Source organism: Streptomyces sp. NPDC016469 (genome assembly GCF_040632905.1).
Taxonomy (GTDB): Bacteria; Actinomycetota; Actinomycetes; order Streptomycetales; family Streptomycetaceae; genus Streptomyces.
In genome coordinates this window covers 122,212-139,900 of the sequence record NZ_JBEYCQ010000001.1, presented here as the reverse complement: position 1 = coordinate 139,900, position 17,689 = coordinate 122,212, and the positions used below count along the sequence as shown (strand labels likewise).

At 72.1% G+C, this 17,689-nt stretch carries 20 protein-coding genes; 14 read left to right on the top strand and 6 right to left on the bottom strand.

The window, feature by feature from the left end; translation table 11 throughout:
- Nucleotides 1–95 precede the first annotated feature (95 nt).
- Together ABZ565_RS00650 and ABZ565_RS00645 are read left to right on the top strand one after the other, a co-directional pair.
- Nucleotides 96–683, top strand: coding sequence for a GNAT family N-acetyltransferase (locus ABZ565_RS00650; RefSeq protein ID WP_361018546.1), 588 nt, complete (start codon nt 96–98; stop codon nt 681–683).
- Between the two features lie 104 nt (nt 684–787).
- Nucleotides 788–967, top strand: coding sequence for a hypothetical protein (locus tag ABZ565_RS00645; RefSeq protein WP_361018543.1), 180 nt, complete (start codon nt 788–790; stop codon nt 965–967).
- Nucleotides 968–987: 20 nt separating this feature from the next.
- Here ABZ565_RS00645 and ABZ565_RS00640 read toward each other — a convergent pair whose 3' ends face one another.
- Nucleotides 988–1,644, bottom strand: coding sequence for a pirin family protein (locus ABZ565_RS00640; protein WP_361018540.1), 657 nt, complete (start codon nt 1,642–1,644; stop codon nt 988–990).
- A gap of 110 nt (nt 1,645–1,754) precedes the next feature.
- Between ABZ565_RS00640 and ABZ565_RS00635 the strand changes: the two genes are divergently transcribed.
- The 5 genes from ABZ565_RS00635 to fabF all read left to right on the top strand — a co-directional run bounded on the left by ABZ565_RS00635 (nt 1,755) and on the right by fabF (nt 6,655).
- On the top strand, nt 1,755–2,954 hold the full coding sequence (locus ABZ565_RS00635; RefSeq protein ID WP_026171552.1) for a helix-turn-helix domain-containing protein: 1,200 nt from the start codon (nt 1,755–1,757) through the stop codon (nt 2,952–2,954).
- Between the two features lie 89 nt (nt 2,955–3,043).
- Nucleotides 3,044–3,958: an ACP S-malonyltransferase gene (locus tag ABZ565_RS00630; RefSeq protein WP_361018538.1), complete on the top strand. Its 915-nt coding sequence runs from the start codon at nt 3,044–3,046 to the stop codon at nt 3,956–3,958.
- Nucleotides 3,959–3,971: 13 nt separating this feature from the next.
- Nucleotides 3,972–5,003, top strand: coding sequence for a ketoacyl-ACP synthase III (locus ABZ565_RS00625; RefSeq protein ID WP_361018535.1), 1,032 nt, complete (start codon nt 3,972–3,974; stop codon nt 5,001–5,003).
- 63 nt (nt 5,004–5,066) lie between these two features.
- Nucleotides 5,067–5,315: an acyl carrier protein gene (locus ABZ565_RS00620; protein ID WP_361018533.1), complete on the top strand. Its 249-nt coding sequence runs from the start codon at nt 5,067–5,069 to the stop codon at nt 5,313–5,315.
- A 77-nt stretch (nt 5,316–5,392) separates the two neighbouring features.
- Nucleotides 5,393–6,655, top strand: coding sequence for a beta-ketoacyl-ACP synthase II (fabF, locus tag ABZ565_RS00615; RefSeq protein ID WP_361018530.1), 1,263 nt, complete (start codon nt 5,393–5,395; stop codon nt 6,653–6,655).
- A 123-nt stretch (nt 6,656–6,778) separates the two neighbouring features.
- On the opposite strand, the gene ABZ565_RS00610 is transcribed toward fabF, so the two are convergent.
- The gene (locus ABZ565_RS00610) at nt 6,779–7,273 is read right to left on the bottom strand and encodes a DUF3145 domain-containing protein (RefSeq protein WP_328900056.1); all 495 of its coding nucleotides are present in this window, start codon (nt 7,271–7,273) and stop codon (nt 6,779–6,781) included.
- Between the two features lie 278 nt (nt 7,274–7,551).
- On the opposite strand from ABZ565_RS00610, the gene ABZ565_RS00605 reads away from it, so the two are divergent.
- Together ABZ565_RS00605 and ABZ565_RS00600 are read left to right on the top strand one after the other, a co-directional pair.
- On the top strand, nt 7,552–8,466 hold the full coding sequence (locus ABZ565_RS00605; protein ID WP_361018527.1) for an SGNH/GDSL hydrolase family protein: 915 nt from the start codon (nt 7,552–7,554) through the stop codon (nt 8,464–8,466).
- Between the two features lie 11 nt (nt 8,467–8,477).
- Nucleotides 8,478–9,470 carry an aldose epimerase family protein gene (locus tag ABZ565_RS00600; protein WP_361018524.1) on the top strand — a complete coding sequence of 331 codons (993 nt, stop codon included), beginning with the start codon at nt 8,478–8,480 and terminating at the stop codon, nt 9,468–9,470.
- A 14-nt stretch (nt 9,471–9,484) separates the two neighbouring features.
- On the opposite strand, the gene ABZ565_RS00595 is transcribed toward ABZ565_RS00600, so the two are convergent.
- The 3 genes from ABZ565_RS00595 to ABZ565_RS00585 all read right to left on the bottom strand — a co-directional run bounded on the left by ABZ565_RS00595 (nt 9,485) and on the right by ABZ565_RS00585 (nt 11,859).
- Nucleotides 9,485–10,267 carry an EI24 domain-containing protein gene (locus tag ABZ565_RS00595; protein WP_361018521.1) on the bottom strand — a complete coding sequence of 261 codons (783 nt, stop codon included), beginning with the start codon at nt 10,265–10,267 and terminating at the stop codon, nt 9,485–9,487.
- 54 nt (nt 10,268–10,321) lie between these two features.
- The gene (locus ABZ565_RS00590) at nt 10,322–10,750 is read right to left on the bottom strand and encodes an organic hydroperoxide resistance protein (protein ID WP_265544505.1); all 429 of its coding nucleotides are present in this window, start codon (nt 10,748–10,750) and stop codon (nt 10,322–10,324) included.
- A gap of 89 nt (nt 10,751–10,839) precedes the next feature.
- Complete coding sequence (locus ABZ565_RS00585) at nt 10,840–11,859, bottom strand: NADP-dependent oxidoreductase (RefSeq protein ID WP_361018517.1); 1,020 nt, start codon at nt 11,857–11,859, stop codon at nt 10,840–10,842.
- Between the two features lie 120 nt (nt 11,860–11,979).
- Between ABZ565_RS00585 and ABZ565_RS00580 the strand changes: the two genes are divergently transcribed.
- The 4 genes from ABZ565_RS00580 (at nt 11,980) to ABZ565_RS00565 (ending at nt 15,870) form a co-directional block, all read left to right on the top strand.
- Nucleotides 11,980–12,405, top strand: coding sequence for a MarR family transcriptional regulator (locus ABZ565_RS00580; RefSeq protein ID WP_361018514.1), 426 nt, complete (start codon nt 11,980–11,982; stop codon nt 12,403–12,405).
- 16 nt (nt 12,406–12,421) lie between these two features.
- The gene (locus tag ABZ565_RS00575; protein WP_361018511.1) at nt 12,422–13,009 is read left to right on the top strand and encodes a hypothetical protein; all 588 of its coding nucleotides are present in this window, start codon (nt 12,422–12,424) and stop codon (nt 13,007–13,009) included.
- A gap of 218 nt (nt 13,010–13,227) precedes the next feature.
- Complete coding sequence (locus tag ABZ565_RS00570; RefSeq protein ID WP_361018509.1) at nt 13,228–14,265, top strand: rod shape-determining protein; 1,038 nt, start codon at nt 13,228–13,230, stop codon at nt 14,263–14,265.
- A 21-nt stretch (nt 14,266–14,286) separates the two neighbouring features.
- Entirely contained in the window at nt 14,287–15,870 is a 1,584-nt protein-coding gene (locus tag ABZ565_RS00565; RefSeq protein ID WP_361018506.1) for a GAF domain-containing protein, read from the top strand.
- 12 nt (nt 15,871–15,882) lie between these two features.
- Here ABZ565_RS00565 and ABZ565_RS00560 read toward each other — a convergent pair whose 3' ends face one another.
- Nucleotides 15,883–16,314 carry an Lrp/AsnC family transcriptional regulator gene (locus tag ABZ565_RS00560; RefSeq protein WP_361018504.1) on the bottom strand — a complete coding sequence of 144 codons (432 nt, stop codon included), beginning with the start codon at nt 16,312–16,314 and terminating at the stop codon, nt 15,883–15,885.
- Between the two features lie 106 nt (nt 16,315–16,420).
- Between ABZ565_RS00560 and ABZ565_RS00555 the strand changes: the two genes are divergently transcribed.
- Nucleotides 16,421–17,632 (top strand): MFS transporter, encoded by a 1,212-nt coding sequence (locus ABZ565_RS00555; RefSeq protein ID WP_361018501.1) that lies wholly within the window; start codon nt 16,421–16,423, stop codon nt 17,630–17,632.
- Nucleotides 17,633–17,689 lie beyond the last annotated feature (57 nt).

Genomic DNA, 17,689 nt, shown 5'->3' with positions numbered 1-17,689 from the left:
ACGGTGATAGCCGAAAATCGCGCCCCGATGGCCGGTCGGCCGGTCTTGCCGGGATGCTGGCCGCCGGTCACGGACGGCCGCTACGCTCCCCGCCCATGACCGACGACATAGTCCGCGCCACCGCGTCCGACGTCCCCGCGCTCGCGGGCGTGCTGGCCAGCGCGTACGCCGAGGACCCGGTCTGGTCCTGGCTGATGCCCCGGGACCGGGACCGGGACCGGCGGTTGCGGCTGCTGTTCACCGCGCACCTGTCGCAGCAGATCCCGGCGGGCCGGGTGTGGACGGACGAGGACCGCACGGTGGCGGCCGTCTGGGCGGAACCCGGCGCGTGGAAGCTCCCGGCGGCCTACCTGCTGCGCAACGCGGGCACGCTCCTCCGGGCGAGCCGGGCACAACTCCCCCGTACGGCCGGGCGCTTGCTCGCCCTGGAACACCGGCACCCGGCCCGCCCCGCGCACTGGTACGTCGAGTACATCGGCACCCACGCCGACGCACGCGGTACGGGACGCGGCTCGGCGGTCCTCGGGGGCCTGCTGGAACGGGCGGACGCGGACGGGCGCCCGGTCTTCCTGGAATCGAGCAACAGCCGCAACCTCACGTTCTACCGCCGCCACGGCTTCGAGGTCCGCGAGGAGATGACGTTCCGGTCGGGGCCGCCGATGTGGTCGATGTGGCGGCGCTAGGCCGCCCACAGAAAGGAATCTTCGTCACCCATCGTGTTTATCGGGCCGATTTCCGGTTACGACAAGTAGTGACAGACCATCAGTACCGGACGGAAGGCAGGAACATGAACGTCGTCATCGTGCTGATCCTCGTCGCGGTCCTCGCCCCGCTCGCCTTCGTGGCCCTGGCCCCGAAGGTGCCCGCGCGGCCCAACCCCTTTCCCGGCCGGAGCCGCCGGCGCCCGGCGCCGATGCGGCTGAGCGAGATCCCGCGGCAGCAGGGCCACCGGCACCACGCCCGCTGACGCGCGGCCGGGGCGCCCAGTCAGTGACCCAGCTCCCAGACCAGCACCTCGGCCGTGTCCGCCGCGACCAGTTCGAGGCCCCGTTCACCGGTGACGCGGGCCGCGTCGCCCGCCGTCAGCTCCTCGGCGCCGATGCGTATCGTGCCGCGCACCACGTGGACGTACGCCCGGGGAGCGTCGGGGACCGCCGCGCGCCCGCCCTCCGCGAGACGGCGCACATGGAGCATGGCGCCCGCCTCGGGGAGGGCGTACGGGGTGGAGTCGGCGATGCCCGGGACGGTCGTGTACGAGGGCTCACCGCCGGGCTCCAGGGGCGCGAGCCACATCTGAAGGAACGTCAGCGGGTGCTCGCCGTCGTTGCGTTCGACGTGGCGGACGCCGGACGCGGCGCTGAGGTGCTGGACGTCACCGGCCCGGACCACCGTGGCGTGACCGGCCGAGTCGCGGTGCGTCAGCTCGCCCTCGACGACCCAGGTGACGATCTCCGTATGGCTGTGCGGGTGCTCCTCGAAGCCCGCGCCGGGCGCGAGGCGCTCCTCGTTGCAGGCGAGGATCGGGCCGAAGCGGAGGTTGTCGGGGTCGTAGAAGGCGCCGAAGGAGAACGAGTGCCGGGAGACGATGCCGGCCGTCGCGTCCCCGCCCTCGAACCGGTCGCCCGCGCGGTGTACGGAAATCACCCGTCCACGGTAGCCCGCCGCCCCTCGTGAAGCGCCCGCCGGACGGCGAAGCGGCCCGCCACCGGCCCCGGCCATCGGGGCGCGCGTCCGGATAGGGCAGTCTTGTCTACGTGCCCCGACCCGATCCTGAGCAGCCCGCTGCGAACGACGCCCACCTCCATGCCGCGACCCTGAAGCGGCTTGAGCAGTCCTCCGGCCGGCTGGCCGCGAACGCGATCGCCCGCATGGACGAGTCGCTGCCGTGGTACCGGGCGATGCCCCCGGAGAACCGGTCCTGGATCGGCCTGGTCGCCCAGGCCGGCATCGCCGCGTTCACCGAGTGGTTCCGGCATCCGGAGACCCCGCAGGCGATCTCGACCGATGTCTTCGGGACCGCCCCGCGCGAGCTGACCCGGGCGATCACGCTGCGGCAGACCGTCGAGATGGTGCGCACCACGATCGAGGTCATGGAGGCCGCGATCGACGAGGTCGCCGCGCCCGGCGACGAGTCGGTGCTGCGGGAGGCGCTGCTCGTCTACGCCCGCGAGATCGCGTTCGCGACCGCCCAGGTGTACGCGCAGGCGGCCGAGGCCCGGGGAGCCTGGGACGCCCGCCTCGAATCGCTCGTGGTGAACGCGGTGCTGTCCGGCGAGGCCGACGAGGGCGCCGTCTCCCGGGCCGCCGCGCTCGGCTGGAACTCCCCCGAACACGTCTGCGTGCTGCTCGGCACCGCCCCGGACGGGGACAGCGAGCTGACCGTGGAGGCGATCCGGCGCGCCGCCCGGCACGCCAAGCTCCAGGTCCTGACCGGGGTGCTCGGCAACCGCCTGGTCGTCATCGCGGGCGGCAGCGACAACCCGCTCCAGGTCGCGAAGGCCCTGATCGGGCCGTACGCGGCGGGCCCCGTGGTGGCCGGGCCCGTGGTGGCGGACCTGCTGGCCGCGACCCGGTCCGCGCAGGCCGCGGCAGCCGGGCTGAAGGCGTGCGGAGCCTGGCAGGACGCGCCGAGGCCGGTGCTCGCGGACGATCTGCTGCCGGAGCGCGCCATGGCGGGCGACCCTGCCGCGCGCGAGCAGTTGGTGGAGGAGATCTACAGACCGCTGGAAGAGGCGGGCTCCGCGCTTCTGGAGACTCTGAGTGTGTATCTGGAACAGGCGAGCAGCCTGGAGGGCGCGGCCAGGATGCTCTTCGTGCATCCCAACACCGTGCGCTACCGGCTTCGACGTGTGACAGACGTCACCGGCTGGTCACCTTCCGATGTGCGCTCGGCGTTCACTCTGCGAATCGCCCTGATCCTGGGGCGTCTGGCCGACCGGGATACGCAGTCCTAGACTTTTGTCGGACATCAACAATTCCCCCTACGGTTCTTCGTCCCTGTCCCCACGGGTGTTCCGGACCGTTCACAAGAGAGAGTGTGAGGGTGCTCGTACTCGTCGCTCCCGGCCAAGGCGCTCAGACGCCCGGCTTCCTGACTCCCTGGCTCGACCTCCCCGGTGCCACCGACCGCATCGCGGCCTGGTCCGAGGCCATCGGGCTCGACCTCCTGCGCTACGGCACCGAGGCGGACGCGGAGGAGATCCGCGACACCGCGGTGGCCCAGCCGCTGCTGGTCGCCGCCGGTCTGCTGTCGGCCTCCGCGCTCGACGCCTCTCCGGACGTCGTCGCCGGCCACAGCGTCGGTGAGATCACCGCCGCCTCGTTCGCCGGTGTCATCGGCGAGGAGGCCGCGCTGCGCTTCGTCCGTACGCGTGGGCTCGCCATGGCCGAGGCCGCCGCGGTCACCGAGACCGGGATGGCGGCGCTGCTCGGCGGCGACCCCGAGGTGACCGTGCCGCACCTGGAGAAGCTCGGGCTGACCCCGGCGAACGTCAACGGCGGCGGCCAGATCGTCGCCGCGGGCACCGCCGCGCAGATCGCCGCGCTGACCGAGGACAAGCCGGAGGGTGTGCGCCGCGTGGTGCCCCTGAAGGTGGCCGGCGCCTTCCACACTCACCACATGGCGCCCGCCGTCGAGCGGCTGCGCGCCGCGGCCGGGGACCTGGACGTCTCCGACCCCTCGGTGACGTACGTCTCGAACGCCGACGGCAAGACCGTCGCCACCGGCCACGAGGTCATCACCCGGATCGTCGGCCAGGTCGCCAACCCGGTCCGCTGGGACCTGTGCATGGAGACCTTCAAGGAGATGGGCGTCACCGCGCTCATCGAGGTCTGCCCCGGCGGCACGCTCACCGGCCTGGCGAAGCGGGCGCTGCCCGGCGTCCCGACCCTCGCGCTCAAGACCCCCGACGACCTCGACGCGGCCCGCGCGCTCATCGCTGAGCACGCGGGCGCCTAAGGAGCCCGAGAGCATGTCGAAGATCAAGCCGAGCCAGGGCGCTCCGTACGCGCGGATCATGGGTGTCGGCGGCTACCGCCCGACCCGGGTGGTGCCCAACGAGGTCATCCTGGAGACGATCGACTCGTCCGACGAGTGGATCCGTTCCCGTTCCGGCATCGCGACCCGCCACTGGGCCTCCGAGGAGGAGACCGTGGCCGCGATGTCCGTCGAGGCGTCCGGCAAGGCCATCGCGGACGCCGGGATCGCCCCGGAGCAGATCGGCGCGGTCATCGTCTCCACCGTCTCGCACTTCAAGCAGACCCCGGCCATCGCGACCGAGATCGCCCACAAGGTCGGCGCAGGCAAGCCCGCCGCCTTCGACATCTCGGCCGGCTGCGCGGGCTTCGGCTACGGGCTGACCCTGGCCAAGGGCATGATCGTCGAGGGCTCGGCGGAGTACGTACTCGTCATCGGTGTGGAGCGGCTGAGCGACCTCACCGACCTCACCGACCGGGCCACGGCCTTCCTGTTCGGCGACGGCGCCGGGGCGGTCATCGTCGGCCCCTCCAAGGTGCCCGCCATAGGCCCGACGGTCTGGGGCTCCGAGGGCGACAAGTCCGAGACGATCAAGCAGACCGTGGCATGGAACGACTTCCAGCTCGGCGATGTCACGAAGCTGCCCCTCAACGACCGCGGCGAGGTCAAGTTCCCCGCCATCACACAGGAGGGCCAGGCGGTGTTCCGCTGGGCCGTCTTCGAGATGGCGAAGGTCGCCCAGCAGGCGTTGGACGCGGCCGGAATCGCCCCGGAAGACCTGGACGTCTTCATCCCGCACCAGGCCAACATGCGGATCATCGACTCGATGGTGAAGACGCTCAAGCTGCCGGAGAGCGTCACGGTCGCCCGTGACGTGGAGACCACCGGCAACACCTCCGCCGCCTCGATCCCGCTCGCCATGGAGCGGCTCCTGGCGACCGGTCAGGCCAAGAGCGGCGACACCGCGCTCGTCATCGGCTTCGGGGCGGGTCTCGTCTACGCCGCGACGGTCGTTACTCTCCCCTAGGCACACCGGGCTTTTTCGCCCGGACGCCCGAACCCAGCAGAAATACACCGAAGGAGCGCCGAAATGGCCGCCACGCAGGAAGAGATCGTCGAGGGTCTCGCCGAGATCGTCAACGAGATCGCCGGTATCCCGACCGAGGACGTCGAGCTGAACAAGTCGTTCACGGACGACCTGGACGTCGACTCGCTGTCCATGGTCGAGGTCGTCGTCGCCGCCGAGGAGCGCTTCGACGTGAAGATCCCCGACGAGGACGTCAAGAACCTCAAGACCGTCGGCGACGCCGCGGACTACATCCTCAAGCACCAGGACTGATCCAGCCGGTTCGTGTGTCGCCACCCGGCGGTGGCGCCGCTGATTCACGACCCCCTACACGTGGAGAAGATTTTCCAGTGAACTCGACCAATCGCACCGTGGTCGTCACCGGTATCGGCGCAACCACTCCGCTGGGTGGCGATTCCGCATCGACCTGGGAAGGTCTGATGGCCGGGCGTTCCGGCGTCAAGCCTCTTGAGGGCGAACGTTTCGCCGAACTGCCTGTCCGGATCGCGGCCCTGGCGGCCGTCGATCCCGCTGACGTCCTGCCCCGTCCGCTCGCCCGCCGACTGGACCGATCGGCGCAGTTCGCGCTGATCGCGGCCCGTGAGGCGTGGGCGGACGCGGGTTTCACCGGCAAGGCCGGTGAGGACGAAACGATCCAGCCGGAGCGGCTGGGTTCGGTGATCGCCTCCGGCATCGGCGGCGTGATCACCCTGCTCGACCAGTACGACGTGCTGAAGGAGAAGGGCGTACGCCGCGTCTCCCCGCACACCGTGCCCATGCTCATGCCCAACGGCCCGGCCGCGAATGTGGGCATCGAGGTGAACGCCCAGGCGGGCGTCCACACCCCGGTCTCCGCCTGCGCCTCGGGTGCCGAGGCGATCGGGTACGCCGTCGAGATGATCCGCACCGGCCGCGCCGACGTGGTCCTCGCCGGCGGCACCGAGGCGGCGATCCACCCGCTGCCGATCGCCGCCTTCGCCAACATGATGGCGATGTCCAAGAGCAACGACGAGCCGGAGAAGGCTTCCCGCCCGTACGACGTGGGCCGCGACGGCTTCGTCCTCGGCGAGGGCGCCGGTGTCGTCGTCCTGGAGTCCGCGGAGCACGCGGCGAAGCGTGGCGCCCGGGTCTACTGCGAGGTGCTGGGCCAGGGCCTCTCGGCCGACGCCCACCACATCGCGCAGCCGGAGCCGACGGGTCGCGGTATCGCCGCGGCGATGCAGAACCTGCTGGACCAGACGGACCTCAAGCCGTCGGAGATCGCCCACCTGAACGCCCACGCGACGTCCACCCCGCAGGGTGACCTCGCGGAGGTCAAGGCGCTGCGCGCGGTGCTGGGGGACGATCTGGACCACGTCGCGATCTCCGCGACGAAGTCGATGACGGGTCACCTGCTCGGCGGTGCGGGCGGCATCGAGACCGTGGCGACGGTCCTGGCGCTGCACCACCGGATGGCTCCGCCGACGATCAACGTGGACAACCTGGACGAGTCGATCGACGCGGACATCGTCCGGGACGCGCCCCGGGCGCTGCCGGAGGGGCCGATCGCGGCGATCAACAACTCGTTCGGCTTCGGCGGCCACAACGTGGTGCTGGCGTTCCGTAGCGTGTGACGCGCTTGCGCGTCCGCGCGGGCTTGGAGCCCGTGCCCTCCGAGTGAGGGTGCGGGCTTCGTCGCATTCGGGGGCTCCGCCCCCGGACCCCCGCTCCTCAATCGCCGGAGGGGCTTGAACGCGTCACACGACCTGGTGCAGCCAGCGGACGGGCGCGCCCTCGCCCGCGTGGCGGAAGGACTCCAGTTCGTCGTCCCAGGGCTTGCCCAGGAGCTTGGCGATCTCCGCCTCCAGGTCGGTCTCACCGCCGGCGGAGCGGGCCAGCGCGGCGCGGAGGCGGTCCTCGGGGACGAGGATGTCGCCGTGCATGCCGGTGACGGCGTGGAAGATGCCCAGCGCGGGCGTCGAGCTGTAGCGCTCGCCCTCCGCCGTGGGCGACGGCTCCGCCGTCACCTCGAAACGCAGCAGGTCCCAGCCGCGCAGCGCGGACGCCAGCTTGGACGCCGTACCGGGCCGCGCCTGCCAGGAGAATTCGGAGCGCCAGGTGCCCGGCGCGGCCGGCTGTCTGATCCAGTCGAGCTGCACCCGCCCGCCGAGGACTCCCGCCACCGCCCATTCGACGTGTGGGCAGAGCGCGCGCGGTGCGGAGTGAACGTACAGGACTCCACGTGTCGTCACCGGGACCTCCAGTGTGGGACGAGGTTCGCCTTCCCCAGCGGCCTGTCATCAGTAAACAGCATCGGGAGTTATTCTCCGGAAAAGCGACAGTATGTGACGCGGTGTGATGTTCGGATGCCACCCGAGTGGAGCCGGGCGCCGCGAAAGCCACTGGTTCGACGGGGAAAAGCTACCGCGCCCCGGTGTCGGAGGTGTGACGTACCGTCGGTCCCGGGGCCCTTCTTCGCTCAGTCTTCACCCGGCGGAGCGGCGGGGCATGAACAGGAGGAGACCAGGCAATGCCGGATCGGTCCGTACGGCACCGCTCGCGCACCGCACTGGCCGGGCTGGCCGCTCTGGCCTGCCTGGGCTCGGGGGCGCTGGCCGGCTGCGGCTCGGGGTCGGACGGGACGACGAAGGGCTCGGCGGCCGAGCGCCGTCCGTCCCCGGCGGCGGGCCCGGTCTGGGACCCGCGCCCGAAGTCGATCGCTGCGGTCGGGGACTCCATCACGCGCGGCTTCGACGCGTGTTCGGTGCTGGCCGACTGCCCGGAGGTCTCCTGGTCGACGGGCACGGACAGCTCGGTCCGCAGCCTGGCGGTACGGCTCCTGGGCGCGTCCGGCGCGGCGGACCACAGCTGGAACCACGCGGTGACGGGCGCCCGGATGGCGCAACTGCCGGAGCAGATGGCGGAGGCGGCGGACGAGGACCCGGACCTGGTGACCGTGATGATCGGCGCCAACGACGCCTGCCGGGACTCGGTGCGGTCGATGACCCCGGTGGCGGACTTCCGGGCGTCGTTCGAGGCGTCGATGCGCGAGCTGCGCGCCGGGGCGCCGAAGGCGCAGGTGTACGTGTCGAGCGTGCCGGACCTGAAGCGGCTGTGGGCGCAGGGGCGCGCCAACCCGCTGGGCAAGCAGATCTGGAAGCTGGGCATCTGCAAGTCGATGCTGAGCGGCGCGGACGACATGGGCGCGGCGGCGGTGGCCCGGCGCACGGCGGTGCAGGAGCGTGTCGTGGCGTACAACGAGGTGCTGCGCGAGGTGTGCGCGAAGGACCGTCGCTGCCGGTACGACGGCGGGGCGGTGTTCGACTACCGGTTCACCGGCAAGCAGCTCAGCCAGTGGGACTGGTTCCACCCCGGCCGCAACGGACAGGCGCGGCTCGCCGAGATCGCCTACCGGAATGTCACGGCGGTGCGACCGCCCGCGTAAAGTCGCTGATCATGGAGACGGGTTCGGGCACGATGATCGGTACGGAGCGCTTCGGCACCCTCGCGGACGGCACCGCGGTGCACCGCTGGACGCTGGAGCGGGACGGCACGCGGGTGCGCGTCCTGACGTACGGCGGCATCGTGCAGTCGGCCGAGGTGCCGGACCGGGACGGGGTCCGGGCCGGAATCGCGCTCGGGCTGCCCGACCTGGCCTCCTACCAGGTGTACACGGCGCCGTACTTCGGCGCACTCGTCGGCCGGTACGCGAACCGCATCGGCGGGGCGTCCTTCGAGCTGGACGGCCGTACGCACCACCTCACGCGCAACGAGGGGCGCAACCAGCTGCACGGCGGGGTGCGTGGCTTCGACAAGCGGGTGTGGAACGCGCGCGCGGTCCCGGACGGGGTGGAGCTGTCCCTCGTCTCGGCGGACGGCGAGGAGGGCTTCCCGGGGCGCGTCGAGCTGACGGCGGCGTACACCCTGGACGAGGGCGGGGCGCTGCGCATCGCGTACCGGGCGGTGACGGACGCGCCGACCGTGCTGAACCTGACGAACCACACCTACTGGAACCTGGCGGGCGCCGACAGCGGCAGCGCGCTCGGTCAGCGGCTGCGGATCGCGGCGGGGGCGGTCACCCCGGTGGACGAGGAGTCGCTGCCGACCGGTGAGTTCCTGCCGGTGGAGGGCACGCGCTTCGACTTCCGCGAGCCCCGGCCGGTGGCCAAGGGGTACGACCACAACTTCGTGCTCGACGGCACGTCCCCGGCGGCGGAGCTGTACGACGAGGGGTCCGGGCGCGTGCTGACGGTGACGACGACGGAGCCCGGGCTCCAGCTGTACACGGCGGACCACATGGACGGACGGCCCTTCGGCCCGTGCGCGGGGGTCGCCCTGGAGACCCAGCACTTCCCGGACTCGCCGAACCGTCCGGAGTTCCCGAGCACGGTGCTGCGGCCGGGCGAGGAGTTCGCGTCCACGACGGTCTACGGGTTCTCGGTGCGCTGAGCGGGGCGGCCGGCTCAGTCCTCGGCGTCCGTCCCGCCCTTGCCCGCGTCGGCCGCCCCCTCGTCGCCGGCCAGGCCACGCGCCAGCAGGGTCGCCCCCGCGACGGCGCCGGGCATGAGGAACACGGCGACGAACGGCAGCATGAACGCCAGCCCCAGCGGTACGCCGAAGCCGAGGGTGCGCATGCGGTGGCCGCGCAGCAGGGCGAGGCGGTCCTTCAGCACCATGCCCCTGCGCTGGAGCGCGACGGCGGTCAGCTCCTCGGCCAGGAAGTACCCGGTGACGCAGAAGCCGAGGACGGGGACGACGGTCTGCCCGGCGACCGGGACGAATCCGAGGGCGAAGAGCAGGATCGCGTACAGCCCGACCCGGACCAGGACGCGCACGCTGTCGCGGGCGGAGATCCACAGTTCCCGCCAGAGCGGCAGTCCGGATTCGGGGACGGTGCCGCCCTCGGTGCGCTCGACCTCCTCGGACAGCGACTCGTAGAAGGGCTGCCCGACCAGCAGGGTCACGGCGGTGAAGGTGATCACGGCCAGGAACAGGCCGAGGACGAAGACCAGCACGGTCAGGCCGTTGCGCAGCAGGCCTGGCCAGGGCGAGGACCAGTCGTCGGCGAACGGCGTCACCCATTCCGCCAGGTCGTCGGCGCCGTAGCCGAGGCCGACGAGGGCGCCCGCGTACAGCACGAGGGTGATCAGACCGGGCAGCAGCCCTATGCCGAACCACTTGCCGTGGCCGAACACCCAGCGCTGGCCCTTGATCAGAAAACCGAGCCCCGCCCCGAGATCACGCATGGCTTCAGCCTAACGGGACCGGGGGCAGGGCTCGGTTCAGTGGTGCGGGGGCGGTCAGGCGACCGCGAGCTCCACCTTGATGTTGCCGCGCGTGGCGTTCGAGTACGGGCAGACCTGGTGGGCCTTCTCGATGAGCGCCTGCGCGGTCGCCTTGTCGACGTTCGGGATGGTCGCGGTGATCGCGACCTCCAGGCCGAAGCCGCCGGCCTCGGTCTTGCCGATGGAGACCGCCGCGGTCACCGTGGAGCCGGAGATGTCGGCCTTCTCCTGGCGGGCGACGACGCCCAGCGCGCCCTGGAAGCAGGCGCTGTAACCGGCGGCGAAGAGCTGCTCCGGGTTGGTGCCGGCGCCGCTGCCGCCCATCTCCTTCGGCGGGTTGACGACGACGTCGAGCTTGCCGTCGTCCGAGGCGACGCGGCCGTCACGGCCGTTCTCGGCGGTGGCGACGGCGGTGTACGCGACGGCTATGTTCTGAATGGTCATACCGAGGATTCCTCCTGCTGATGCGCCGCGACTCGCGCCCACGATCGCGGCGGCCTGGGTTGAGCCTAACGGGTGCGGGGAAGGGCGGTTCAGCCGAGGGAGACGATCATCTTCCCGGTGTTCTCGCCGCGCAGCAGGCCGAGGAAGGCGTCGACGCCGTTCTCGATGCCCTCGACGACCGTCTCGCGGTACTTCAGCTCGCCCGAGGCCAGCCAGCCGGCCACCTCCTGGACGAACTGCTGCTGGAGGTCGGCGTGGTCGCCGACGAGCATGCCCTGGAGGCGCAGCCGCTTGCCGATGACGAGCGCGAGGTTGCGCGGGGCGGGGGTGGGCTCGGTGGCGTTGTACTGGGCGATCATGCCGCAGATGGTGGCGCGGCCGTGCACGTTGAACGAGGAGATCGCGGCTTCCAGGTGCTCACCGCCGACGTTGTCGAAGTAGACGTCGATGCCGTCGGGGGCGGCCTTGCGCAGCTGCTCGGCGACGGGGCCGTTCTTGTAGTTGAACGCGGCGTCGAAGCCGTACTCCTCGGTGAGGAGCTTGACCTTCTCGTCGGAGCCGGCGGAGCCGATGACCCGGGACGCGCCCTTGATCTTCGCCATCTGGCCGACCTGGCTGCCGACCGCGCCGGCGGCGCCGGAGACGAAGACCGCGTCGCCCTCCTTGAAGGACGCCACGTCGAACAGGCCGGCGTAGGCGGTGAGCCCGGTCATGCCGAGGACCCCGAGGTAGGCGGAGAGCGGGGCGATCGAGGCGTCGACCTTCACCGCGTGCTGGACGGGGACGCTCGCGTACTCGCGCCAGCCGAGGCCGTGCAGGACGTGGTCGCCGACCTGGAAGCCCTCGGCGTTCGACGCGACGACCTCGCCGACGGCTCCGCCGTCCATGGGGTGGTCGAGCTTGAACGGCGGGGTGTACGACTTCACGTCGTTCATCCGGCCGCGCATGTACGGGTCGACGGAGAAGTGCAGGTTGCGCACGAGGACCCGGCCCTCGGCGGGGGCGGCGACCGGGGCCTCACGCAGCGCGAAGTCCTCGGCCTTCGGCCAGCCGTGCGGACGGGCGGTGAGGTGCCATTCGCGGCCGGACGCGGGAAGAGCTGCAGACATGGGCTCGGGGTCTCCTCGGTGTGGGGGTGTCGGTCTGACGCGGTGGAAAAGCTTCACCACATGAAACAACCATGCTCCTGGATATTTCACGTTGTCAAGCAACTGGGTATCCTGGGTGTCATGGCCACCTCGCGCACAGACCCCCTGACCCTCGAAGTCATCGAGCTCATCGGCAGCGTCGTGGCGCGTTACTACGAGGAGTACGAGCAGGCCGCGGCCGCGCACAGCCTCACGGGCGCGCAGGCCCGGGTCCTGGGACTGCTGTCCGTCGAGCCGCTTCCCATGCGCAGGATCGCCCAGAAGCTGAAGTGCGAGCCGTCCAACGTGACCGGGATCGTGGACCGGCTGGAGGCGCGCGGTCTGGTGGAGCGGCGCCCGGACCCGGCCGACCGGCGGGTGAAGCTGGCCGCGCCGACCGAGCGGGGCGCGGCGACGGCCGCGCGGCTGCGGGACGCGCTGGACTTCGCGCGGGAGCCGCTGGCGGGGCTGTCCACGGCGGACCGCACGGTGCTGCGGGATCTGCTGCGGCGGATGCTGGGCGCCTGAGCGGCGGACGGGCACGATGGGGTCCATGAGCGCCGCCGCCCCTTCCGGGCCCTTCGGGCCCCGTGAGTTCCAGCTCGTCCTTCTGCGCCGGATGGCGGACCACCAGCCGGGTCTGGTGGAGGACGCCCGGCACGAGTTGAGCGCGACGCTCGCGGAGATGCGCGAGGCGAACCGGCGGTGGCAGGCCATGGTCCGGGCGCCGCGCGGGCGGGGCGTGCTGCGACGCTACCGGTCGGTGCTCGGCGAGCCGGAGTCGACGGGCCGCCGAATCCTCGGTGACCTGGAGTTCGACGTGCTGCTGTGGCCCGTTCCCCTCTGGCCGGAGCTGCGGTTCGAGGTGATGGTGGCGCCGGGCGGGGCGGTGTGGAACGAGTGGCTGGTGCGGGCGCGGGGCGCTTCCGCGCCGGTGCTGCGGACGGTGGACGACCTCGTGCCCTGGTCGTGCACGGTGGACGAGGTCGCCCGTGCGTTTGCGCCTGCCCGGCCGATGGAGGGGAGTGCGCCGACGCGGTTCGCGCTGCGGATCGGGGTGGGGGCCGGGGCGAGCGCGTGCGTCGCGGAGTTCACGTGGGGGTTGTTGCAGCGGGTGGTTCCGGGCAGCTGAGGGGGCGTTTGCCGTACCGGGCTGGGTTGTGCCGCGGGGGCCAGCCGTGCGGCGGGTTCCTACGGCTGCGCGCGCTCCGCGCGCAACGCGCTCGACACGCCGTCAGGTGGTCCCTCCTCCGGCTCAGCCCAGCGGGCGGCGTGTCCCCGAACGGCGCAGGCTTTCAGGAGAGCCGGCTGTTCGTCGGTCGCCCTCAACGCTCTCGGGAGGAACCCGCCGTGACCGTCAGCCTTGAGCAGTTGCGCCGTTGCCATGTCGCCGTCGACCTGGGGGCCGCCCGCACCCGGGTGTACGTCAAGGGGCCCGGCCTCGTCGTGGACGAGCCGAGTGTCGCCGCCGTCAACACCCGTACCGGCTCGCTCATCGCAGTGGGTGCGCTCGCCGAGCAGATGACGGGCCGCACCCCGGACTACATCCGGGTGACCCGGCCCGTCTCCGGCGGGACCGTCGTGGACATCGAGATGGCCCAGCGCATGCTGCGCCACCTGCTCGGCGAGAAGCTCCGCCGCCAGCTGCGCCGCAAGCCCTGGCTGCGCGCCGCGGCCTGCACCCCGCACGACAGCGACCCGCTCGCTCGGCGGGCCTCCGTGGAGACCCTGGTCGGCCTCGGCGCCCGGCGGGTGGAGCTGGTCGACACCCTGATCGCGGCGGCCGTCGGCTGCGGGCTGCCGGTCGAGCAGCCGACCGCGACCATGATCATGGTGTGCGGGGCCGCGACGACACAGATCGCGGTGCTCTCGCTCGGCTCGATCGTGACGGCGGTACGCCTCCCGGTGGGCGGCGACGCGATCGACCACGCGGTGATCCAGCACCTGCGCCAGCACCACGAACTGATGCTGCCCAGCCAGTCCGTGCGCCCGCTCCAGCTCGCTCTGCACGGCAACGGGCTGACCACGCAGGGCCCCTCGGTCACCGAGATCCACGGCCGGGACGTCGCCACCGGCCTCGCCCGGTCCGTCGAGGTCGACACCGCCGCGATCCGGCAGGCGATCCACCGCCCGCTCACCGCCGTCCTGGACGGGGTGGGCAAGGTGCTGCGGGACTGCCCGCCCGATCTGGTCGCCGACCTCGCGGACTGCGGGATCACGATGGTCGGCGGGAGCGCCCTGCTGCCCGGCCTCGACCAGATGCTGCGCGACGCGACCGGCGTGCCGGTGCACATCGCGGAGCGGCCCGACACCTGCTCGATCCTCGGTCTGGGCGCCATGATGGAGGGCGAGATCAGCCCCCTGGTGCTCGACCCGCTGGCGAGCTGACCCCGGCGGCGGGAGCGGCGGATGACGGACCGGCCACCGGGGGCGCTCCCGGACCGCGGCCTGCCCAGGTCGCCGCTGCTGCCCCGGCTCCTCGAGGCCGTGCTGAGCGTCGGCTCCGACCTCGAACTCCGGGCCACGCTCCAGCAGATCATCGACACCGCGACCGCCCTGACCGACGCCCGGTACGGGGCGCTGGGCGTACTGGACCCCGTGCGCGGCACGATCCGCGAGCTGTACGTATGCGGGATGGGCGAGGACGAGCAGGCTGCGATCGGTGACTTCCCGGACGGGCACACCGGCATGCTCGGCGCGCTCGTGGACGCACCGGGCCCGCTGCGCTCCGACGATCTGACGGCCGATCCGCGTGCCACCGGCATTCCGCCCGGGCACCCCCCGATGCGTTCGTTCCTCGGCGCACCGATCCGGGTGCACCACGAGGTCTTCGGCAACATCTACCTCTCCGAGAAGCACACCGGGCACTTCACCGAGACGGACGCGGGGCTGCTGAAGGTCCTCTCCGCGCAGGCGGGCATCGCGATCGGCAACGCCCGGCTCTACGAGAGCGCCCGCCAGCGGGAACGGTGGATCGAGGGCGCGGCGGCCGTCACCAACACCCTGCTCACCGGCGAGAACCTGTCCGACGCGCTGACGACGGTGGCGGAGCGGGCGCGTCTGCTCAGTGACGCCTCGGCGGGGGTGATCCTCCAGCCCACCGACGCGGGCGGGATGGAGATCGTGGTCGCCTCGACGCACGAGGACCCGGCCGGCCTGGTGGGCACGGCGATCGCCCCCGGCTCCCCCGTCCTCGATCAGCTGCTCGGCGGCGAGGCCGTGTTCATCGAGGACTCGGCGACCGATCCCCGGATGACGACGCCGGTACGGTCGCGGTTCGGGCCGAGCATGATGCTGCCGTTGCAGAGCGGGGGCCGGCTCATCGGGACGCTCGCCCTGCCCCGGCGGCGCGGAGCCCGCCCGTACACCGGCCTGGACCGGCTGCTGGCCGCCCAGTTCGCCTCGCAGGCCGCGCTGGCGCTGGTGCTGGCGGACTCGCAGCAGGACCGGGAGCGGCTGGCGGTGTACGAGGACCGCGACCGGATCGCACGGGACCTGCACGATCTGGTCGTCCAGCGGCTGTTCGCCACCGAGATGATGCTGGAGTCGACCCGCCGGAGGGCCGGTGCCGGGGAGACGGGCGAGCTGCTCGGGACGGCCGTGGACGAGCTGGACTCCACGATCCAGGAGGTGCGGACGGCCATCTTCGCGCTCCAGCAGCCGCCCGCCGAGGCCCCCGCCACGTTCCGGGGCCAGGTGCTGCGGGAGACCGGGGGTGCGGCGGCGGTGCTCGGCTTCCAGCCGTCGGTGCGGTTCGCCGGGGCGGTGGACGCGCTGGTGGCGGAACCGGTCGGCAAGCGGCTGCTCGCGGCGCTCCGGAGCGCGCTGGCCGCGGCGCACCGGCGGGCCGGGGTCTCGGCGATCGAGGTGGAGGTGGACGCGACGGCCACCCTGCCGGACGGCCGGGGTGCGGTCCGCCTCACGGTGGCGGACGACGGACGCGAGCCGGACGGTTCGCGGGCGGACACCGTGACCTGGGAGGCGCCGCTGTGAGGTCGCCGCCGGTCACGGGCCGGGCGCGGCCCGCAGGGCGACCCGGGTGCTGGAGTGCGCGACGCCCGCCTCGCGCTTGAGGCGGCGCAGGAGGGCGTCGAGCGCTGCGGTGTCGGCGGCGGTGGCGCGTACGAGATAGTCGTGGCCGCCCGTCACGTGCACCACCTCGGTGATGCCGGGCAGGGTCAGCACCGCCCGTTCGAACGTCTCGTTGGTGGTGTCCATCCGCAGGGTGACGTCGATGAAGACGACGAGCCCGGTGCGGGTGTCGGCGGCCGGGTCCACGATCACCGTGAAGCCGCGGATGACGCCGTCCTTGCGCAGCCGCCGGACCCGGTCGGCCGCCGCGTTGGCGCTGAGTCCGACCCGCATGCCCAGGTCGCGGTACGAGATCCGGGCGTCCTCCTGGAGGACACCGAGGATTTCCCTGTCCAGACGATCCATGGTCACCATTGTGACAGCTTGTCCGTATATGCGAAGAACGGGGAGGCGTCCCCCGTACGGAGCAGGCCGACGGGCTCACGGTCCGCAGCCGTCCTTGACTGACCGTGTGGACACAGCCGTGAAGCAGTCACCCGCACCCGTGGACGCCCCGGGCTCCGCCGCCTATCGCAACCTGATCATGGCCACGATCGGCTTCACGCTCACCTTCTGGGCGTGGAACCTGATCGCGCCGATGTCCGGGGACTACAAGGACCGCCTCGGCCTGAGCTCGTTCCAGCAGTCGCTGCTGGTGGCGGTGCCGGTGCTGGTCGGGTCGCTGGGCCGCATCCCGGTGGGCGCGCTGACCGACAAGTTCGGGGCGCGGCTGATGTTCCCGGTGACCTCGGCGCTGACCATCCTGCCGGTGCTGCTGCTGATCCCGGCGAAGAACTCGTACGGGGCGATGCTCGCCGTGGGCTTCCTGCTCGGCATCGGCGGCACGACGTTCGCGATCGGCATCCCGCTGGTCAACTCGTGGTTCCCGCCCGCCAAACGCGGTCTCGCACTCGGTGTCTTCGGGATGGGCATGGGCGGCGTCGCGCTGTCCGGCTACTTCACGCCGCGCATCGCCGAGCACGGCGACAACCTGCCGTTCCTCGTGGTCGCCGGCGCCCTCGTGGTGTATGCGGCGCTCTCCGGGCTGCTCATCAACGACCACCCGGGCCGCAAGGTGCCGACGGACTCGCTGGCCCACCGGCTGGGCTCGGCGGGCCGGCTGCGGGTCACCTGGGAGCTGTCCGCGCTGTACGCGATCGGCTTCGGCGGCATCGTGGCGTTCGGCGTGTACCTGCCGACGTACCTCAAGACGTGGTACGAGCTGACGCCGACCGACGCGGGCACGAAGGCGGCCGGGTTCGCCCTGGTCACGGTCATCTTCCGGCCGATCGGCGGCTGGCTCTCGGACCGGGTCCACCCGGCGCTCGTCACCTCGGTGGCGCTGGGCGTGGCCGCCCTGATGGCGATCGTCCAGGCGTTCGACCCGCGGCTCGACCCGACGGGCACGGTCGCGCTGCTGGTCATGGCGGCGGGCCTGGGCACGGCGAGCGGCAGCGTCTTCGCGCTGGTCTCGCAGGTCACCCCCCAGGCGAAGGTGGGCAGCGTGACCGGCATCGTCGGCGCGATGGGCGGACTCGGCGGGTTCGTGCCGCCGCTGGTGATGGGCGCGATCTACAGCGCGAAGGGCTCGTACTCGATCGGCTTCATGCTCCTGTCCGACCTGGCGCTGGCGGGCTGCGTGTACGCGTACGGGCGCATGCGGAACGTGCGGGGGGACGGGTGAGGCGGGGCGTGAGGCGGGCCTCATTCGAGTCGGTTCCCGGGGCCGGGGGAAGCGCCG

Coding starts and splice junctions, on each gene's coding strand:
- ABZ565_RS00650 (WP_361018546.1), top strand. CDS start 96: ATGACCGACGACATAGTCCGCGCCACCGCGTCCGACGTCCCCGCGCTC.
- ABZ565_RS00645 (WP_361018543.1), top strand. CDS start 788: ATGAACGTCGTCATCGTGCTGATCCTCGTCGCGGTCCTCGCCCCGCTC.
- ABZ565_RS00625 (WP_361018535.1), top strand. CDS start 3,972: ATGTCGAAGATCAAGCCGAGCCAGGGCGCTCCGTACGCGCGGATCATG.
- ABZ565_RS00620 (WP_361018533.1), top strand. CDS start 5,067: ATGGCCGCCACGCAGGAAGAGATCGTCGAGGGTCTCGCCGAGATCGTC.
- ABZ565_RS00605 (WP_361018527.1), top strand. CDS start 7,552: ATGCCGGATCGGTCCGTACGGCACCGCTCGCGCACCGCACTGGCCGGG.
- ABZ565_RS00600 (WP_361018524.1), top strand. CDS start 8,478: ATGGAGACGGGTTCGGGCACGATGATCGGTACGGAGCGCTTCGGCACC.
- ABZ565_RS00595 (WP_361018521.1), bottom strand. CDS start 10,267: ATGCGTGATCTCGGGGCGGGGCTCGGTTTTCTGATCAAGGGCCAGCGC.
- ABZ565_RS00590 (WP_265544505.1), bottom strand. CDS start 10,750: ATGACCATTCAGAACATAGCCGTCGCGTACACCGCCGTCGCCACCGCC.
- ABZ565_RS00585 (WP_361018517.1), bottom strand. CDS start 11,859: ATGTCTGCAGCTCTTCCCGCGTCCGGCCGCGAATGGCACCTCACCGCC.
- ABZ565_RS00580 (WP_361018514.1), top strand. CDS start 11,980: ATGGCCACCTCGCGCACAGACCCCCTGACCCTCGAAGTCATCGAGCTC.
- ABZ565_RS00575 (WP_361018511.1), top strand. CDS start 12,422: ATGGGGTCCATGAGCGCCGCCGCCCCTTCCGGGCCCTTCGGGCCCCGT.
- ABZ565_RS00565 (WP_361018506.1), top strand. CDS start 14,287: ATGACGGACCGGCCACCGGGGGCGCTCCCGGACCGCGGCCTGCCCAGG.
- ABZ565_RS00560 (WP_361018504.1), bottom strand. CDS start 16,314: ATGGATCGTCTGGACAGGGAAATCCTCGGTGTCCTCCAGGAGGACGCC.